This window comes from Fructilactobacillus sp. X2R1C1, assembly GCF_059901435.1.
Genome location: NZ_JBWXUV010000003.1, coordinates 140364 through 159844, shown reverse-complemented (window position 1 = coordinate 159844; position 19481 = coordinate 140364). Strand labels below are relative to the sequence as shown.

Annotated in this window: 15 protein-coding genes; 8 read left to right on the top strand and 7 right to left on the bottom strand. The window is 41.6% G+C overall.

Annotated features, from left to right (window positions below):
* The first annotated feature begins 67 nt into the window (after nt 1-67).
* A complete protein-coding gene (locus tag AC6UDG_RS05570) occupies nt 68-904 on the top strand; it encodes an aldo/keto reductase (protein ID WP_500695847.1) in 837 nt (278 codons plus the stop codon).
* A gap of 68 nt (nt 905-972) precedes the next feature.
* Here the strand turns inward: AC6UDG_RS05570 and AC6UDG_RS05565 are convergent, their stop codons facing one another.
* Nucleotides 973-1476: a TetR/AcrR family transcriptional regulator gene (locus tag AC6UDG_RS05565; protein ID WP_500706752.1), complete on the bottom strand. Its 504-nt coding sequence runs from the start codon at nt 1474-1476 to the stop codon at nt 973-975.
* A 180-nt stretch (nt 1477-1656) separates the two neighbouring features.
* Nucleotides 1657-2493, bottom strand: a complete 837-nt coding sequence (locus tag AC6UDG_RS05560; protein WP_500694108.1) for a DegV family protein — start codon at nt 2491-2493, stop codon at nt 1657-1659.
* A gap of 279 nt (nt 2494-2772) precedes the next feature.
* Between AC6UDG_RS05560 and AC6UDG_RS05555 the strand changes: the two genes are divergently transcribed.
* The 3 genes from AC6UDG_RS05555 (at nt 2773) to AC6UDG_RS05545 (ending at nt 6494) form a co-directional block, all read left to right on the top strand.
* Nucleotides 2773-2895, top strand: coding sequence for a hypothetical protein (locus tag AC6UDG_RS05555; protein ID WP_500694107.1), 123 nt, complete (start codon nt 2773-2775; stop codon nt 2893-2895).
* 120 nt (nt 2896-3015) lie between these two features.
* Nucleotides 3016-4209 (top strand): MDR family MFS transporter, encoded by a 1194-nt coding sequence (locus tag AC6UDG_RS05550; protein WP_500696997.1) that lies wholly within the window; start codon nt 3016-3018, stop codon nt 4207-4209.
* Between the two features lie 11 nt (nt 4210-4220).
* A complete protein-coding gene (locus AC6UDG_RS05545) occupies nt 4221-6494 on the top strand; it encodes an ATP-binding cassette domain-containing protein (RefSeq protein ID WP_500706751.1) in 2274 nt (757 codons plus the stop codon).
* A gap of 45 nt (nt 6495-6539) precedes the next feature.
* Here the strand turns inward: AC6UDG_RS05545 and AC6UDG_RS05540 are convergent, their stop codons facing one another.
* Nucleotides 6540-7301, bottom strand: a complete 762-nt coding sequence (locus AC6UDG_RS05540; RefSeq protein WP_500706750.1) for a hypothetical protein — start codon at nt 7299-7301, stop codon at nt 6540-6542.
* Between the two features lie 194 nt (nt 7302-7495).
* Between AC6UDG_RS05540 and AC6UDG_RS05535 the strand changes: the two genes are divergently transcribed.
* Nucleotides 7496-7912, top strand: a complete 417-nt coding sequence (locus AC6UDG_RS05535) for a hypothetical protein (protein WP_500694103.1) — start codon at nt 7496-7498, stop codon at nt 7910-7912.
* A 366-nt stretch (nt 7913-8278) separates the two neighbouring features.
* Complete coding sequence (locus AC6UDG_RS05530) at nt 8279-9457, top strand: aminotransferase class I/II-fold pyridoxal phosphate-dependent enzyme (protein ID WP_500706749.1); 1179 nt, start codon at nt 8279-8281, stop codon at nt 9455-9457.
* Nucleotides 9458-9530: 73 nt separating this feature from the next.
* Here the strand turns inward: AC6UDG_RS05530 and AC6UDG_RS05525 are convergent, their stop codons facing one another.
* The 4 genes from AC6UDG_RS05525 to AC6UDG_RS05510 all read right to left on the bottom strand — a co-directional run bounded on the left by AC6UDG_RS05525 (nt 9531) and on the right by AC6UDG_RS05510 (nt 16077).
* The gene (locus AC6UDG_RS05525) at nt 9531-10877 is read right to left on the bottom strand and encodes an FAD-dependent oxidoreductase (RefSeq protein ID WP_500706748.1); all 1347 of its coding nucleotides are present in this window, start codon (nt 10875-10877) and stop codon (nt 9531-9533) included.
* A gap of 108 nt (nt 10878-10985) precedes the next feature.
* Nucleotides 10986-11471 carry a class Ib ribonucleoside-diphosphate reductase assembly flavoprotein NrdI gene (gene nrdI / locus AC6UDG_RS05520; protein ID WP_500699661.1) on the bottom strand — a complete coding sequence of 162 codons (486 nt, stop codon included), beginning with the start codon at nt 11469-11471 and terminating at the stop codon, nt 10986-10988.
* Between the two features lie 129 nt (nt 11472-11600).
* Complete coding sequence (locus AC6UDG_RS05515; protein WP_500706747.1) at nt 11601-14636, bottom strand: YfhO family protein; 3036 nt, start codon at nt 14634-14636, stop codon at nt 11601-11603.
* 58 nt (nt 14637-14694) lie between these two features.
* Nucleotides 14695-16077, bottom strand: coding sequence for a hemolysin family protein (locus AC6UDG_RS05510; protein ID WP_500706746.1), 1383 nt, complete (start codon nt 16075-16077; stop codon nt 14695-14697).
* A gap of 335 nt (nt 16078-16412) precedes the next feature.
* On the opposite strand from AC6UDG_RS05510, the gene AC6UDG_RS05505 reads away from it, so the two are divergent.
* Together AC6UDG_RS05505 and AC6UDG_RS05500 are read left to right on the top strand one after the other, a co-directional pair.
* Nucleotides 16413-16835 (top strand): Hsp20/alpha crystallin family protein, encoded by a 423-nt coding sequence (locus AC6UDG_RS05505; RefSeq protein ID WP_500694098.1) that lies wholly within the window; start codon nt 16413-16415, stop codon nt 16833-16835.
* 160 nt (nt 16836-16995) lie between these two features.
* A complete protein-coding gene (locus AC6UDG_RS05500) occupies nt 16996-19347 on the top strand; it encodes an HAD-IC family P-type ATPase (protein ID WP_500706745.1) in 2352 nt (783 codons plus the stop codon).
* The last annotated feature ends 134 nt before the right edge of the window (nt 19348-19481 follow it).

Sequence of the window (19481 nt, the reverse complement as noted above, 5' to 3'; positions counted from 1 at the left end):
CTTGCTTGAAACGAATATTCATTCCGCTTATCCTAATCGTAGAAACACATTGAGAGGAGTTCTCATCATGGAATATGAGTATTATACGTTAAATAACGGAATGCAGGTTCCAAAGATTGGTTTTGGGACCTATCTTTTAAAGGGTTTTGAAGGTGCAATGGCGATTACTTCTGCCATTCATAAGGGTTATCGATTAATCGACACTGCCTACAATTACGAAAACGAAGGGGCAGTTGGTCGTGGAATTGAAAATTCGAACGTGCGCCGTTCTGATTTGTTGGTAACTTCAAAGTTGCCAGGCCGTTACTACGACCGAAAGAGCGCCATTAACGCCATTCAAGAGTCACTTTATCGGGCTGGCCTAGACTACTTTGATATCTACTTGTTGCACTGGCCTAATCCTAAAGAGGGTAACTACGTTGAAGCATGGCAAGCACTGATTGATGCTCAGCAGTACGGTTTGATTCGGACGATTGGTGTCTGCAACTTTCTACCAGACTACTTGGACAAGTTAGTTGATGAAACTGGTGTCATGCCATCAATTAATCAAATTGAACTTCATCCCTACTTTAATCAGGCTGATATGCGTCACTATGATGAAGAACACGGGATTTTAACCGAAGACTGGAGCCCACTTGGTCGTGCGAGTGAGATGTTAAAGAACCCAGTTCTGGTTGATATGGCCGCTAAGTACCATAAAAACGTTGGTCAATTGATTTTACGCTGGGAGATTCAGTTAGGAACCCTGCCAATTCCTAAGTCAGCTCATCCTGGTAGACAGAGTGGTAACCTGAACGTCTTTGACTTTGAGATTACTCCTGAAGATATGGAAACGATTGATTCGTTAACCAAACCAGATGGTCGAACTCACAACCAAGATCCAGCCACTTACGAAGAATTTTAGATTAATTAATGATTGAAATCAATTAATAAAGGAGACCCACTTCTGGGTCTCCTTTTTGTACGGATTAATTAATAAATAATTTCAAGAACTTTTTGAAGCCGATGAAGTAATTTTTCGGAATCACTGGGAGATTCCATGGCTTCTTTAATCGTCTGGTGGCACAGAACGGTAATGGCCCACCGTTTGGCTGGCAGCTTAATGATTGCCGAATCATCAATGTTTTTCTGATTATGCAGGATGTCCATCTGAATAAATTCAAAGTATTCACTTTCAGCACTATCTTCTAGAAAGGAACGGGCGGCATCAACGTAGTCGCTCGGTTTCAGTTCATCAAGCTTTTTATTTGTGAAAGGCCGGTGAATGGTTGATAAAACTAGTCTACGGGTGTAATCATAGCCACCCTTTAAGGTAATGAAGTATTTGTAGTAGGCTCCACGTGAGATTTTGGCATCCTTGATGATCCTGGCAACTTGGGCGTCAGCGAAGGGATGAGCGGAGAATTCATTTAAAAGGGCACTGTTGATGCGATCCTTTTTTGCCTGGGGGAGATTTACAAAAGTTGACGATGGCATAAAAAATCCTTCCTTCTATGTAATAATTTAATTATACCCACATGTTGACACGGTGTTAACCGCTAATTTACCATAATTGATTCATTAGAAGTCCGAATAAACAGGCGATGATTCCACGATTTCCTCTTTTCATAATAAAAGACCGAACATAAATGTCCGATCTTAATTGTTAGGATTAAGTTATGCGAAGATGTAGCCAAATCCACCGGGACCGACGTGGGTCATAACGATGGGACTTGTCAGACGGCAAGTGACGTCGATGTCAGGTCTAGCTTCCTTGATCTTAGCGGCAATTTTCTTTGGGGCCGTTCCGTCGTCAACGTATGAAAGACCAACTTCGGAAATATCCTTATTATTAATGATTTCATCGGTGACCTGATTGGCAATCTTGGTCATTTTCTTGATGCCACGGCACTTGTACTTCAGTTTTAAAGTTCCCTCAGTCAGTTGAATTACGGGCTTTAGTTGAATTAGTGAGGAAATAAAGCCAACCGCCCGGCTAGCACGCCCACCCTTGACCATGTAATCAAAACTGTTGATGAAAACGTAGGTCATGATGGTTGGTACAAAAGCCTTTAAATTGTCCATAATTTCGTTAACAGACTTGCCTTGATCGGCCAATTTTTTAGCGCGTATGACGGCAAAAGTAAGACCACTATCAGTGGAATCACTGTCTAGGACTGAGATGTCTCCGCCCACTTGTTTGGCAGCGGTCCTAGCCGTCTCAACCGTTCCGCTTAAAACCTTGGTTAAATGAATGGAGATGATTGAAGCGTCTGGATCTTCTTTTTGAATTTTTTCGTAGGCTTGAATGAATTGACCCAGAGAAGGTTGACTGGTCTTCGGAAATTCTTTGTCGTTTGCAAGATGATCGGAGAATTCTTTTCTGGTAATGTCAACACCATCTTCATAAGTTTTACCATCAATGGTAACCTGAAGTGGTACGACCGTGAGATTATTTTTTTGAATTTCATCTGGGGTTAATTGAGCAGTTGAATCAGTAACAATATGAATCATGTGTTTCTCCCTCCAATTAACGTTTCGTTAATTTGCCTTATGGACCTTAATTATAGTAGAAGGATCGGTTTTTTCCCAGTTAAAATTGGATTTAATTTTAGCCAGGGACGCTGTTTATTACAGTACTGGTAATTTGATGGTTACGAGTGCGGTTACACAGTGTGAATGGTGTAACCGGTTGGAAATCACATTATAAAAGTTATAAATTAGAGAAAGAAGTAGCTTTTTTGTTGCAAACAAGATATAACTATATTAGGGAGAAAAGCAGGGAGTTTCATCATGAAAAATAAAATGAAAATCCTGTTAACCAGTGTTGTTTCGGTGCTGGTAGCGGGTTCGATGGTAGCCGGATTGGTTGCCAAAAAGCGTGATAACGAAAAGAAGCATGCGACAAAAAAGTAAGCATTGCTGATTATTAGGGGGATTTCAACTACGGTTGAGTTTCCCCTTTTATTATGGTCGATCGTGTAAGCGTTGAAATTAAAGAAAAAATTAAAATGAATAATGAAGTGAGGCAAGCAAATGGTAAAAGGAAGAAAAAAAGAATTAAGGTTGAGTACCGTTTTAATCTATTCGTTACTATTAAATACCGGGTCATCCTTTATGTGGCCGCTAACCACGGTCTACATGCATAATTACCTTCATGAATCTCTGACAACGGCCGGCATCGTGCTGTTTGCCATGTCAATGTTCATGATTATTGGGAACTATCTGGGTGGTTATCTTTTCGATCGCTGGTCACCATATAAGACCGCCATCATCAGTGTCCTAATTACGATGACTTCGATTGTGACTTTGATCTTCTTTCACGGCTGGCCCATTTTTGGAATTATGTTACTGCTGTACGGACTGGGTAACGGCTCCAGCATGACGCTCTTAAATTCGTACGCATCGATGATCACCTCTAAAAGTACGCGATACGTTTTTAATTCGTTGTACGTGGGGCTTAATCTGGGGGTCGTTGTCGGAACCGCGTTGGTTGGTTTCTTGATGAAGTACGGGATTTCGATTGTTTTCATCGTGGCAACGGGTTTTTACATTGTGTTGTTGTTGATGACGATTTTTGAATTTAACATTAAATTACATCGACCAGAACCGACGGCCGTTAAGCGTTCACAAGATGACGACGATGTTTCTGAGAAAAAGAGTCGCGGTTTAAAACTGATTTGGCTAATCTGCATCATGGTTTTTTGTATTTATATGAGTTATACGCTCTGGGAAAGTGTCATGTCAGTCCACATGACTCAACTAGGGATCTCATTTGAAAATTACAGTTTCTTGTGGACGATTAATGGGTTATTGATTGTTTTCATTCAACCGATTATTAATAAAATTGGGGCTCGGTTTAAGATGAGTCGTCAGATTGCCTTTGGGGTAATCATTTTCGCGCTAAGCTTCTTTATGTTAATATTTGCTAGACAGTACGCCGTTTTCGTAATTATCATGGTTATTTTGACCTTTGGTGAGATGAACGGATTGCCGGGAATTCCGGCGTGGATTGATACGTTAGCGGACCCCAGACAAAAGGGGAAGTTTCAGGGACTATTTAATATTTTTATGTCACTTGGAAGGGCTGTGGGCCCACTCTTTGGTGGATTAATGGTTGAATTTTTCAACTATCCCGCTTTATTTATTGTATCCGGCGGACTGATTTTATTCGCATTGTTCTGTGTGATGAGCGAATCAAGAAAGTTAAGTAAAACACGTCAAGATTAGTGAGGTAAACCATGGTCGACACTTATTATAAGGATTCAATTGATGTGTCTGACGCACACCAAAATAATTTAAAGCACGTTAACGTCAAACTCCCTAAACACGAAATCACCGTTTTTGTCGGTGAGTCCGGATCGGGGAAATCGTCGTTAGTATTCGACACGATTGCGGCCATGTCACGTCGTGAACTAAACGAAACGTTTCCTAGTTTTTCCCAACAGTATCTCCCAAAGTACGGGCAGCCGCACGTTGGTGACATCAAAAATTTGCCAGTTGCCATTGCAATTGAACAGAAACAACTAACCGGCAACGCCCGGTCGACGCTTGCCACCTATACGGGAATCTACTCGTTATTACGGCTCCTGTTCTCACGGGTTGGAAAGCCGTTTGTGGGATACTCGGAGGTCTTTTCGTTTAACCTGCCACAGGGGATGTGTCCGTACTGTCAGGGGTTAGGATACGTCGATGAAGTTGATGAATCGAAGCTAATTGATCCAGAAAAGTCACTTAATGACGGAGCGATTACCTTCGTTAGTTTTGGACCCGGAACCTGGCGTTGGCGGGGATACGGTTACAGTGGTTTATTTGATAATGACAAACCAATTAAAGATTATACTCCCGAAGAGTATGACTTGTTGATGCACGCGCCACAACAAAAACTGTCCAATGCGCCCGCTTACTACAAAACGAGCCAGTACGAGGGGGTGGTTCCCAGAATCAAACGTTCAATCATCAACAGTCGTGAGGGTAAGCACCACAAAGAAGCCATTAGTGAGATTGTGACCCGGGAAGTTTGCCCGGTATGTAAGGGAGCTCGACTTAACCCCAGATCTTTGAGTGTTAAGATTAATGATTTTAACATTAACGACGTTTCTAAGATGGACCTGGTTCAGTTCTTGGACTTTTTGGAGTCCATTAAAGATAACCTTGGAGATGAAATCATCCGGGGTTTAGAGTCTAAGATTAAACCTTTAATCGACATTGGATTAGGGTACTTGACCCTCGATCGGACCACCAGCACCTTATCAGGTGGTGAAGTGCAACGTATTAAGATTGCTAAACATCTGACTAATTCATTATCAGATATTCTGTACGTTTTTGATGAACCAAGTGTGGGTCTTCATCCCCACGACATCGCTTTGATAAAAAAAGCCATGATTAACCTAAAGAAAAAGGGTAATACCATCTTTATCGTTGACCACAACCCAGAGATCATGTCGATTGCCGATCACGTGGTCGAAGTGGGACCAAAATCTGGTGCCGACGGTGGTAAAATCACCTTTACTGGAAGTTATCCAGAAGTGTTGGATTCTGACACCCTGACCGGAAAATGGTTAAGGGCACCCCATCACTTCGCCAAACCACTTCAACCTAAGGGATTTGTAGACTTGAAGCACGTTCACATGCATAACATTGACGACGTGAGTGTCAAGGTGCCAACCGGGATTATGACCGTTCTGTCGGGAGTTGCCGGTTCAGGTAAGAGTTCACTAGCGGAGGCCATGAAGGACCATCTAAACGGCGATTACGTTGATCTGACGCAAAAACAAGCCGGCATCAGCATTCGTTCCACTCCCGTGACCTATCTCAACATTTTAAACCCAATTCGAAGACTTTTTGCGAAGGCCAACAACGTTTCGACCCAACTCTTTAGTTACAACGGCAAGGGTGCTTGTCCGCGTTGTAAGGGGAAAGGAGTCACAATTACCAACATGGCCTTTATGGATCCGGTCGTTCAGACCTGTGAGTTGTGTCACGGAAAACGCTACAGTCAGGAAGCCTTAGGATATAAGTATCACGAACAAGACATCGCTGACGTTTTGTCAATGTCGGTTGCTCACGCGGCTGAGTTCTTCAAGGATGTCCCTGAAATCGCCAATCCGTTGAAACAGATGAGCGAAGTCGGATTGGATTATTTAGCGTTAAATCAGGCTTTGACCACGCTATCTGGTGGTGAACTGCAACGACTACGATTAGCCCAGATGCTAGAAGAGAAGGGCAAGATTTACTTTCTTGATGAACCCACGGCCGGTCTCCACATGAATGATACGCAACGATTGCTGAAGTTATTTAAACGAATGGTTGCTGATGGCGATTCTCTTATTATCGTTGAACACAACCTTGATGTAATCAGTCAGGCTGATTGGTTGATTGACATGGGACCTGGAGCCGGAACGTACGGTGGAAACGTCCTGTACAGTGGAATTACTGAGGGATCGGAAAAAGTTCCCCAATCATTTACCGGAAAAGCCCTTAAAAAGTACATGTTGCCTTATAAAGAAAGATAAACAAAAAGAGATCATCACTGATATCAGTGATGATCTCTTTTTGAATTAGAATCCGATGAAAGACTCAATGTTGGCTTTTATCATATTGATACCATCTTGGATGGTCATGATAATTTGTTGAAGAGCATTATTATCCCGTTCACTAGCATTTTGTTCGATTTCTTGTTTGGCTTTTTCAATGACATCTTGAGTTTTTTGGTTAGCTGCATTACTGCCATTGTTGCCACCATTATCAGCGTTGTTCTGGGGTTTATTGTTATAATTTTTAACCACCACGGGCGGATTTTGTTTAACCTGTTGCTGGGCACTCTTTCCTGAACGGTATAAGCCAAAGATTCCCAACAAAATGATAATTAAGAAAATAATGACGATCCAGCGGAACCAGTGGTGTGTCTTCTTTTTTAGAGCACTTTGGTACTGCGTTTGATTGGGTGCTGTTCTATCAACACCCAGGGAAACCACCTGTGCACTTGGTGCGTACACCAAGTTGTAAGTGAGCGTTCCTCTTGCAAAAGTTCCGTTGATATTCTCGTTCGGATTGACGGCCACAACCCTACCCATGTTTGCCGGATAATCAACGTTTCGTTTAAAGGTGACGTTAGTGAGGTAACTGACGGCATTCTGATCACCACTAAGTCCCTGAACGACGTATCCCTTTAGGTCAGGGACTTCGATTGAAAATGCTTCCCCGGGAGTTTGCGAATATTTTAATGGGTTAGTCAAATTTTGACCGTTTTTATCAACAACGTTAATAACTACGTTTCCGACATTGCGGTCCATTCGACTACCAACTGTTTCATTGTTCATTGATTGAGTGCTCCTTTAATCAGTTTATATGCATTATCTTACCATTATTTCTCAATCTCACAAAAAGAATCCAATCCAATTTCCCGCACCTTAATGGGGGATCAGGTGTCGATTAGTCGCTTCAAATGTGATATCATGATTACTGTAAGTGATAGTCATTAACTATCAGACTGAATATTGAGAGGAAGAATGACATGAGCGAAAAAAAGATTATTGAAAAACTCGATGACATTAAAGATTACGAAGACAAAATGGCTGATTTAGTATCAGCAATCTTGACTGACCAACCTTGGGAACAAACTGATGAAGTTCGAAACGTTTACTTCTTGGATGTAACTGATTTTGGGAAAGACCTTCAAGACGTTTTGGACCAAATGAACGTTTTGCGTGACCAATACGATGAAACATTACACTCATACTTGGGTGTTCCATTCATCCCTTACGTTCCACTATCAAAATTAACTGATGCCGCTTTTCAAACTTTAGTTGACGTTGACCCAACGGACAACATCACTAAGACTAAGAAGAACAGTGTCTTTGTTGATTCACGTGTTATTGATAGTAAAGATGGTAAGCACATTAGCTTGGACTTACAATTTAACGAACAATAAGATTAAGTGTAAAGAGAGTTGACACCTTGGTGTTAGCTCTCTTTTTTATGGCGTTTTTGAAATAAATATTTTAAAAATGATTGACAGAAAGTGATTTGAGTTGTTTAATTAGTGGCAATTAAAGAAGAGGAGGAATATTCCATGAATAATCATATTGATCATCAAAACGACCTTTATACTTACTTTACTTGGTACAAGTGCGTATCTAAGTAAGGTTGTTTTGAGGGCCTAATTAGATACCGTAAGGATACTAACTAGGCTAATTACAGATTATCGTTGGATATTCCTAATAACGAATGTGTTTTTAATCCCAGTTAGCATCGAATGTTAACTGGGATTTTTTTGTCTATCGAAAGGAGAATTAGAATGTCAAAAGCATTAATAAGTAAAATGAATCAAGAAATGCTGCAGCTATCACCATCGTCGATTTTAAAATTTAATGATGAGGTGAGTCAGATTCCTGATATTATTCCTCTAACGTTAGGTGAACCAGACTTTAACACCCCTGAACACGTTAAGGATGCCGCAATTAAAAGCATTCAACAAAATGAGAGTCACTACGCTCCCACGAAGGGAACTAAGCGACTTCGGGATGCAGCTGCGCACTTTTTACAAAGTAAATACGATTTAAACTACGACCCGGAGACGGATATCATTATGACCGCTGGAGCTACCGGCGGAATTTATACGGCGTTAACATCGGTTTTAAATCCCGGGGATGAGGTTTTAATTCCAACGCCGATTTTTCCACTCTACTTTCCGATTATTAAACTGCGGGGAGCCACCCCGATTTTTATGGACACCGCTAAAACTGACTTTGTCCTCACTCCAGAACAGTTAGAACAAAATTTAAAGGATCACCCCAAAACCAAGGCGATTGTCTTGAATTTTCCCACTAATCCCACTGGCAAAACTTATCATCCTGATGAACTTCAAAAACTGGCCGATGTGATTAAAAAGCATGATATTTTTGTGATTTCTGACGAAATTTACAGCGAACTGACTTATGATGGCAAACACGCCTCAATCGCTAAATATCTTCCCGAACAAACCATTTTATTGAATGGAGTTTCAAAGTCACACGCGATGACCGGATGGAGAATTGGAATCATGGCAGCGCCTAAAGACATCACCAGCCAACTTGAAAAAATCGATCAATTTACGATCACTTCAACCACCACAAATGCGCAAGCTGCGGCCGCCGAAGCACTTGGAAACGGAATGAATGATACTGATGCCATGAAGAAAGAGTACCGAAAGCGACGTGATTTTGTTTACGAGAAATTGAATGCGATGGGCTTTAAGATGGCCAATCCCGATGGCGCTTTTTACATTTTCGCTAAAATCCCAGCTGGCTTAATTCAAAATAGTATGGACTTTAGCTATGATTTAGCCCGTAAAGCTAAGATAGCCGTCATTCCCGGAAGTTCGTTTGGCCCAGGCGGCGAGGGTTACGTCCGCATTAGTTATGCTACTTCAATGGAAAATTTGAAAGAAGCAATGGACCGAATTAGTCAGTATGTCGAAAAAGAAAGAGAAAAATAATTGTGACACCAAAGCCCTTAACTACTTACGATAGTTAAGGGCTCTTTTGCGGTGTATTTTATTTTACTTACAATTACTTGTTTTGGGCTTCTTTTTCCTGAGCCGCTTGCCCCAAGATGTTGAGGTAGTTAAACGGACGGTCAAAGTTTGGTTGAAACAGCATGTCAACCATAGCCAGGTCGTCAATGGTGTTTTCGTTTTGAATGGCAACCGAAAGCACGTTAGCGGATTGTGAGATGTCGTAAAGACTGGTCAATGCGCCACCCAAGATTTTGCGGGTGTCAGGACTGTAAACCAGTGACATTAGCACAGGAGTCGTGGTGGGCATGAATTCAGGACGATAGTTGTCTTCAACAATTACTTGATGAGCGTTAATGCCTTGAGCCTTAGCGGCACTCATGGTTAAGCCAGTTGAGGCGAGGTTTCGGTCGTACAACTTCAGACCAGATGAGGATTGCGTTCCCATGTATTTTTCGGTGTCGTTTTTGATGTTCTTTCCAACCAAGATTCCTTGACGAACCGCATTGGTTGCCAGCGGAATGTAGGCGTTTTTGTGGGTTGGATTGTAGTGAACGGCGGCACTGTCACCAGCGGCAAAGATGTCCTTGTTAGAAGCATGCATGTAATCATCGGTGATGATTGCACCGTTTTCAAGCATGTCAACTTGACCCTTGAGTAGACTCGTGTTGGGTTTGAAACCAATGCACAAAATAGCTAGGTCAGCCGTAAATTCGTCACTGCTGGTCTTAATTGAGACCGTATCACCGTTATCAGTGAACTTTTGCACCATTTGGTTTCCTTCAAACTTAACGCCATGGTCCTTGTAGTCTTTTTCAACGATGTCAGTAAACTTAGGGTCATAGTATTTACTTAAAACCCGGTCAACTCCATCAATCAGAGTGACCACATGGCCAGTCTTGGAATAGGCTTCGGCTAGTTCGGCCCCGATGTATCCAGCCCCAATGACAGCGATTCGTTTAGCGTCCTTGGCGTCATCGAAAAGTACCTGAGCGTCGGTCCAGTTCTTACAAAGCTTGACGTGATCGCTATGAACGCCCTCGATTGGAGGAACAACCGGAAGGGAACCACTGGTCATTACAAGCTTGTCGTAATGTTCGGTCTTGCTTTCACTGGATTCTAAATCCTTAACGGTGATTTCCTTGTTATTCGAGTCGATGTTAGTGACTTCGTGCTTCATTTGCACGTCGGCGCCAAGTCCCTTTAATTCCTTTGGATCAGAATAGAACAGGCCTTTTGGATCCTTAACTTCGCCACCTAAATAAAGGGCGATTCCACATGATAGAAATGAGATATTGTCATTTTTTTCATAGACAGTTAAGTCATAATCGGGATGCTCTTTTAAGATTTGTTTAACCGCAAAAGTTCCCGCATGGGTACAACCAACAACAATAATTTTCATGATGCAACTTACCTCCTAGTGTGAAACAATATTCATGAATTATAGGTTATCCTACCAGATAAAATTGTGAAATGCTAATCAATACACTCATAAAATGGTTCTTATTTGTTATTTTTTGAAAGCGACTTCATTACTATATTCTCTGGCTCTTTCACACATGGTTTGATAAATGCGAACGACATCACGATCGGTGCCCCTTAATTCGTATTCTGCAATTTCAGGGACGCTAAAACGTTCCGCATATCTTCTGGCTGTGAGACAAAATTGGACGTTAAAATTGCGATTACCACTGCCGACGATTCCCATGCAGTAGTTAGCGTTATGGTCGTAAGCAACGTATTCGCCCATGGTGTTGGTCATGAGTTCTTTGACCCCGTTATCAATTCCGTTGCCACCGTCAAGATAGGTCGGCACGAAAACAAAGTACGGTGATGTTTCGTCAGCAAAGTCACTTTGATCTGAGATTTCGGTTGGTTCAATTAGTGGGTTACCAGCATCTTTTTGGTGCTGGGCTTCCGCGTAGTCCTCTAAATTTTGCACGAAGTTGCGGGTGTTACCGGCAATTGAGATGTATAAAATGCGAATCGGTTTGATGATTACTACCTCCTTAAATATGAAAAATAGTCACTATTAGTGTAACCTCTAACAAGTTTAAATGCACAGAATCTTAGAAGTCAAAGCAGCCAAAAAACGCACGGAATTAGTTATCCGTACGTTTTTAATTTAATTTCGTTTCTTTACGATCCAGATGACGATTCCACTGATAGCGAGGATTAAAATTCCGAAGGCACTCGCAATTGATCCTAATAGCAGTCCGGGAGTTTGGTATTTCAGTTTAATCCGATGTTTACCAGCTTGAATGGGTGCTCCGACAAAGCCAGTGTTGACCCGGGTAGTGGGTACCTGTTTACCGTCGACGAAGAGTTTCCATCCCGTTGAATAGGGAATGGAAGTGGTTAAGACGGACTTCTTCTTGTTATTACTGATTCCTTTGACTTCGTTCTTTTTAACCTGAAGTTTTTGGAGACGGTTGCGTTGAAGTTTTTGAATCTGTTGTTCATACGAATTGCCAAACGGAACGGCGATAACCTTTACGTGTTTAAAATTAATCTGGTGGACACCGTCAAACGTTAACTTAATTTGATTACGGCGTTTGGTGGAATACCCTAGGTTAATCAAAGCATTTTTCTTTTGCGTGTAGTTTGAAAGATTGTCGCGTCCATACTGTGAGTAACCGTTCTTCATTCCTTTCGTTGCGGCATTTAAGGAGTACTGACCGACAAACGGAGTGTGGAGGTTCTTTCGTTTCTCGTTTAGTTTCATCATCCGTGTGTACGGTTGATTTTTGATGGCGTGTTGGCGCTTGGTCATGCTTTCCTTTGAGGCCGACGAGTAATCGTGACTCTGAATGCCCTCTAATTGTAAATAAATTTCGGCATTTTTGGTGCGGTTAGGTTGCTTAATCTTAAGAAAATACGGGAATGATTTACCGAGGGCATCCTTAGTTACCACGTGGAGACCGTCTTGATTTTGCTTCTTGGTGTCATTTTCTAATTGGACGTTTTCGGAAAGGATCTTTAAGGCGGTCTTCTGAGACGTGTGATTAATGGTTGGTTCGTTGTACTCAATACTCTTAGAATTGTTAGTGAATGCCGTTAATTTATCGTAGTTATCAAGGGTCTTTTCGTAGTCCGGTTGCACCTCATAACTAAGTTGTTTTTGGTTCTGTTTTAGCTTGGCTGATTTGATGCCCTTAATTGGCGAATCAACGTGGACCCCACTGATCATTGCTTGTTCACGTGCGGTTGGGGATAGTTTTTGGTACTGCCGGTTTGAGATCGTTTGATCCTGGGTGTAAGCAATTGGAAGTGCGTTCTTGTTTTTTAAAACGTAGGTTCCATCGGGGTCCTTTTGGTTCACGAGCGGGTTGTCAGACGCAAACAGGAGCGGCTTTTTGTCCTTACCCTTGACCATCTTGAAGCCAAAGGGTTGTGATTTGTTTTGTTGGCCCGTGCGAATAAAGAGGTACTTGACGCCCATTAGATTATCAAGGGTGGTGCGGTAGTCATTTTGAGCGACCGGAGCGTTAAAGGTCCGTTGGTTATTTTGAACAGAATTTTCAAGTTGGCCAATGGCCCCATTTTCCACCGTCAGATATGATGAAATGTCACGGGTCGAAAATAACATTGGGATGTTGGTATTGATGTTAGAGTAGTTCGACAAGTTGACGTCATTTTTCCCAGCATAGTGGTATCGGTTGCCAAGTGAGGTCCGATATCCACCTAACCGTGGTTCAACGTACTGATCGGCTCCGTCGTAGAAATTATTGATGAAGTTAGTGGCAACGTGTTTATTAAGCATGCCCTTTGAAAAGCCGGCAACGTTGGGACTGTAGTAGCCAATGCCAAGTGAGATAAGGTTAACGATTAAAACCGCGGTCACACTTCCAATGGTTGTCACTGGCTTTAAATGAAAGAGCTGACTACATAGGATGACTCCCATTAAAATCAGCAGGAGGACAATTTCACCGTAGTCATGCGCACTTAGCTTCATGATGAAGCCGCGAGAAGCCCAAATAAGCACAATGAGAGCGATGATTGCGACAATCATGACTTCCACGTCACGTTTAGTTAACGTGGTGAGATGATCTGAAAGAATCGTGGCAGCCATCCCAATTGGAAGTAATCCTAAACACATCCACCGGTTTGATGGGGTCGATATGGCGTTAAAGACGGCTCCAAAAGCCGGAATCAGGGCACCAATGAAAACCACCAACAGGCCGATGTTTAGGTAAAGGTATTTTTTGAAGTGAGTCATCGTGTAAACAATGCCCAAAAATCCGAGTCCACTAATCCCAACAATGAGCCAGAAACTAATGGTCAGGTAGCCATTTCCGAGAATTTTACTTGGAATGGAAAGGTAATAGTAGAGGGGATAGAAAAGATAGCCGTTCGCAAAGGTCGAAGTGGTCCTCGTGGAACTCATGGCAAATAAAAGCGTCGGAACGAAAATGACGGCACTAATCAAGATTCCCGCTAGAATGGCCGCAACCATTTTGACCAGTGCAATCACAAAATGAAAATCAGGATTTTTACGAAGGCTGAAATACCTAATGACGACGTAGATAATACTGCCAAGTCCAATGATGTAGGCAAAGTAGAAGTTACTTAAAAAAGTTAAGGAAACGGCCAGCATCAGTGGAATGAAGGAATGGTTATAAATGATGCGTTCGACGCCGTAGCAAATCAGTGGGAAGAAAATCATCGGTAGAATAAAAAAGGGATGGTGCATCCCCGAATAAAGGGCGTAACCCGCAAACGTGTAAGTTAAAGTTCCGAGTACGACACTGTATTTTTTAAAATGAAATTGTTTGATGAATAGTAAAAAGGCCAATCCAGCAACGTACAGGCGCAGAATTACCAGGAGTCCGTAACCCAGTTCCAGTAAGTGGTCTGGAAATAAAACGATCAGGTAGTTGAAGAGATCACCGACAACGTAGTACGAAAAACTGGTTAACTGATCAGCACCGAGGCCAATGTTAAACGACCAGTTGGTAAAGCCGTGACTGGGATGGGCAAGAAATTCAGTTAGCATGTGTTTAAAGTTTACGAGGATGGGGTAGTGTTGGGCAATTCCGTCCATTCCCCAGATTAGTGAGTTACCGGTTAAGTAAAACGTCCAGATGTAGGCCATGATAATAATCAGAAAAATTAGACTGTAAAAAAGCCAATCCGGACATTTTTTTAAAACTGTTTTCATTGTTTCTATTACCCCTATGTATTAGTAAAGCCGAGGGACAGCCTCGGCTTTATTGATATTAGTTATTTGTCTTTTGATCGTCATCTGCGTCTGATTCATCATCAGTTGGTTCCAGTTTATTGACCTCTAGCCAGTTAATGAACGAGTTCTTGTAGTCAAGAACCTTAAACTGAAAGCCATCAATTGTAACAACGTCACCCACTTTAATGTGAGGGTTTTGTTCAATGATGAAACCAGCAATCGTAACGATGTCAGAGTCGTCAAAAGCAGGCATCTCAACGTCGAAGTACTTTTCAAAGTCATACGTGTTTAATTTTCCGTTCACCTGGAAGGTGCCATTGGGCTGTTTAAAGATGTATTCGTTAACCTGCGGATCGATTTCGTCTCGAACGGTTCCAAACAACTCTTCGTAGATATCCTTATCGGTAATTAAACCAGACGTTCCACCGTATTCGTCGATGACCACGACAATCGGTTGGTGCATCTTAATCATTTGTTGAAGCACCATCGTAATGGGAGTGGTTTCGGGGGTGGTACTAATCTTTCGGATTAACTTTCCGACCTTGACGTTGGAATCGACCTGCGATTGTCTGACCAAATCGTAACTGTAAACGTACCCCAGAATATTATCCTTATCGTTGTCTTTAACAACGGGAATTCGACTGAATTTCTTTTGAATGTAAACGTTAATGGCGTCTTGAACCGTGTCGTTGATGTCAATCGTTACCAATTGGGTCCGGTCAATCATGATGTCCCTGGCCACTTTGTCGTTTAATTCAAACGATCGTTGCATGTACAGATAGTCGTTTCGCTCCAGGTCACCGTTTTTAACGGCATCCTTTGAAAGACTCAAAATTTCTGATTGTGAGAAGGCCTCGTCGTTTTCGTTTGCCACGGGGATTCCCAGTAACTTAACTACGCCAGTTGCTGACACATTTAGTAACCACACAAATGGATAGAATAAAATGTGAAAGAAGTGAAGCGGACCAGCAATCACGCTCAAAACCTTCAGTGGCATGTCAATACTAATATTTTTAGGCACAATTTCGGTAAAGACCACTTCTAAATAGGTAAGTAAAAGTACCCCAACAATCGCACCAACACTGTGAGCGGTAGCAGGATTAACACTGAAATCCTTTAATTCCATGATGGAAACCAGGATTTCAATCACGAATGATTCACCAATCCAACCAAGAATGATTCCTGCAAGTGAAACACCTACTTGGGTTGTCGAAAGATACTCATTAAGGTTGGTTACCATTTTCATTTCACGATTAACTTTTTTCTTCTTTTTGTCACTGATATCTTCATCATCCAGTTTTTCTTGGAGGGCACTTGGCCTTGATTGGACCAGTGAGAACTCACACGCGACAAAGAATGCAGCAAAGAAGAACGTTATTAAAATAATTATTAGATCAAGTATTATCTGACCGGTATTCAAATTTCATTCCTCATTTCAAAATTTTAAACAATAAATATATTATAACGTACTTATCCATTTTTTTAAGTATTTAAGATGAGCGGCATAATTAATTGATTTTATCATAAAGCCGCTTGAATGGAAGCAATTTATTAAAATAAATTCCTTATTATGTTACGAAAAATGTTTGATTTTACGGTTTCGAGGAAAAATTAACGGTTAATACGAAAGTTATTTTGTAAGTAGCACTTTTTACCCCAATTATGAGCTAATTTCTTGTGTGAAAGGGACGATCCATCCTAGTATAGAGGGTGCTAAGAGATTAGCAAATAAAATAATAAAAAGGGGTTTTAGTTATGGCAAACGATTTAAGAAAAGCTAGTTATGATCCAATGGATGACTTTTTTGGCGACTTTGGCAAGAGTTTATTAAACTCAGTTGCTGGAAGCAACAGAATGAAAACTGATGTTTTAGACCAAGGCGATGACTACGTCGTAAAGGCAGAATTACCTGGCTTTAGAAAAAATGATATTGACATTAGTTATGATAACGATACCCTATCAATTCATGCTGTTCATGACATTGACAAGGAAAATAAGGGTGACAATGGTCGGATCTTAAGTAGAGAACGTTCATCAAGTGACGTTAACCGTTCGTTTTACATCCCTGATGTTGATGAGACCAAGATTTCAGCTGATTACGATGGCGGTGTTTTGACCATTACTTTGCCAAAATCACAAGATGATGAAACCCAAAACCATCACGTTGAAATTGACTAATTTAATTTAGACTAAGTGTTAAGAGATGATCCGGTTGGACCATCTCTTTTTTTAACTATTTTTAAAGCTTTGCGCTTTTCTTTCATTAGTGGTGCAAAATTTAATTCCTTCTTATACAATATTAATTAGAAATGAATTAATTACATAAGGAGGTGTAACTGTGGCAAGTGACCAGATCGATATTAATAACGTGAATCCGAGTGAGGGACTAACGAGTACGGAAGTTAAACAACAGGTGGCAGACGGTTATAAGAATACGGCGCCTAAACCACTAACGAAGTCTGTGAAACAGATCTTGGTGGAAAACATCTTTACGCTGTTTAACGTAATCAACGTAGTTCTTGGTGCGCTAGTATTCTATACCGGTAGCTATATCAACATGTTGTTCTTGGTGATTGCCATAGCGAACACTACCATCGGAATCTTTCAGGAGATTCGTTCTAAGCGCCAGGTTGACAAAATGGCGTTGTTGTCTCAGAGCAAGATCAAAGTTCGACGGAACGGAAAAATTGAACTTATTCAACCGGACCAGATTGTTTTAGGAGACATCGTTGAACTGGATCGTGGGGACCAGGTACCGGTTGACGGAGTCGTAAAACAAACCAAGGGGATTGAGGTTGATGAGTCTCAAATCACCGGTGAATCCAATCCAATTGAGAAAACCACCGGAGATGAACTGACGTCTGGCAGTTTTCTGGTTAGTGGAAAAGCCTTCATGCTTGCAACTAAAGTTGGCGATGAGACCTTTGTTAACACGATTACAAACCAGGCTAAGACCGACAAGAGTAAGAACAGTGTCTTAATCTCACTGATTAAAAAAATCATCAAAATTCTGACGTTTATTATCATTCCACTTGGAGTAGCACTTTTTGTTTCCCGTTTGATGCACGGGGTGAACGTTAATAATGCCATTCTGGGAACCGTGGCGGCCATGATTGGGATGATTCCGGAAGGATTGGTTCTTTTGACGTCAGTGACCCTCGCAATTTCTGCCTATCACCTGGCCAAAAAACGGGTCTTAGTCAGAGACCTTTCTTCCATTGAAACTCTGGCACGGGTGAACACGATCTGCCTGGATAAAACCGGGACGATTACCAGTGGCGAATTGAAATTTAAACAGATGGTGAAAGAAGCACCTAATTACACTGATCAACAAATTGCCGAAATCATGGGCTCTTTGGTCCATGAAATTGATGACAATAACGAGACCGCTTCAGCGCTTAAAAATGAGTTCAAGCAGCACCCATACGCTGCTAGTATGATCGTGCCGTTCTCTTCAGCGAGAAAGTGGAGTGGGGCTGAGTTAGACGACAAAGGCAAATACGTCTTCGGAGCACCTCAGTTCATTTTGGATCTAACTGACAAGCAACAACAAGAAGTTAAACATTACGCCGAACAGGGTTTTCGGGTCATTGCGCTCGCAAAAGTGGACCAATTAAACGAGGATAGTATCGCTGGTAGTGAACTGATTGCCTTAATCTTGATTACAGACGTCATTCGACCGAACGCTTCTGAAACCCTGCAGTTTTTCTATAACCAGGGGGTCGACTTAAAGGTCATTTCTGGCGATGATCCGGTCACCGTTTCAAGCATTGCCAACCGGGTCGGCATTCATAATTCCGATGATTACGTTGACATGACGACGATTGAAGACGACGCCGACTACCGTGATTTGGTCAAGCAGTACGTGGTGTTTGGAAGGGTCAAACCCGACCAGAAACAATGGCTAATTAAGGCGTTACAAGAAAACGGTCGGACGGTTGCCATGACTGGTGATGGGGTCAACGACTTACTGGCCTTAAAGCAGTCAGACTGTGGAATCGCAATGGCATCAGGATCTGAAAGTGTCAAGAGTATTGCCGATTTTGTGATTATTGATTCCAACTTCGACGCCCTCATTAAAGTGTTAAACGAAGGTCGAAGGGTTATTAACAACATTGATAGCATCGCCTGCCTGTACCTGATTAAGACCATGTTCTCGGTTATGCTCAGTGTGCTCTTTCTGTTTTTTGCCAGAAACTATCCGTTTCAACCAATTCAACTCACGCCGATTAATGACTTAATGGTCGGAATCCCATCGTTTCTCTTGGCGCTTGAACCGAATTATCGAGCTTTAAAGGACCGCTTTGCTTCTAACATTTATGAAATTTCACTTCCAGCCGCACTAAGTGTCGTTTTCTACATTTTAGTGATTGGTGTGATTGGCGATATTTTTGGACTATTCACCTCAATTACTTCATCACTGAGTGTTTTGATTACTGGGGTCATCTGTTGGTTGGCTTTGACAATGGTTTGTCGACCATTTAACCGCTACAAACTAACCATCGTCGTTTTGAGTATCACACTCTTTTTGGCGGTGTTCATCTTTCTTGGTAAAATTTTCTCGTTGGTCACGATCTTTACGTGGTCAGTCGGAGGAATTGGATTATTATTAGCTCTTACAACTGATTTCACATTTGTTGGGGTGCAAAAGTGTGTCAGATTAGTTAGACATAAACTTTTTAACAAATAAGGATTTAGACAGATAGCGTCATGAGGGCGTTATTTGTCTTTTTAATTAACAGTTAGTGCATTATTTAACAATAGCATTCGTCAAATTAATTAATTATTTTTTAAGAGTTTAATAACCGTCAGAATAATAAGTGA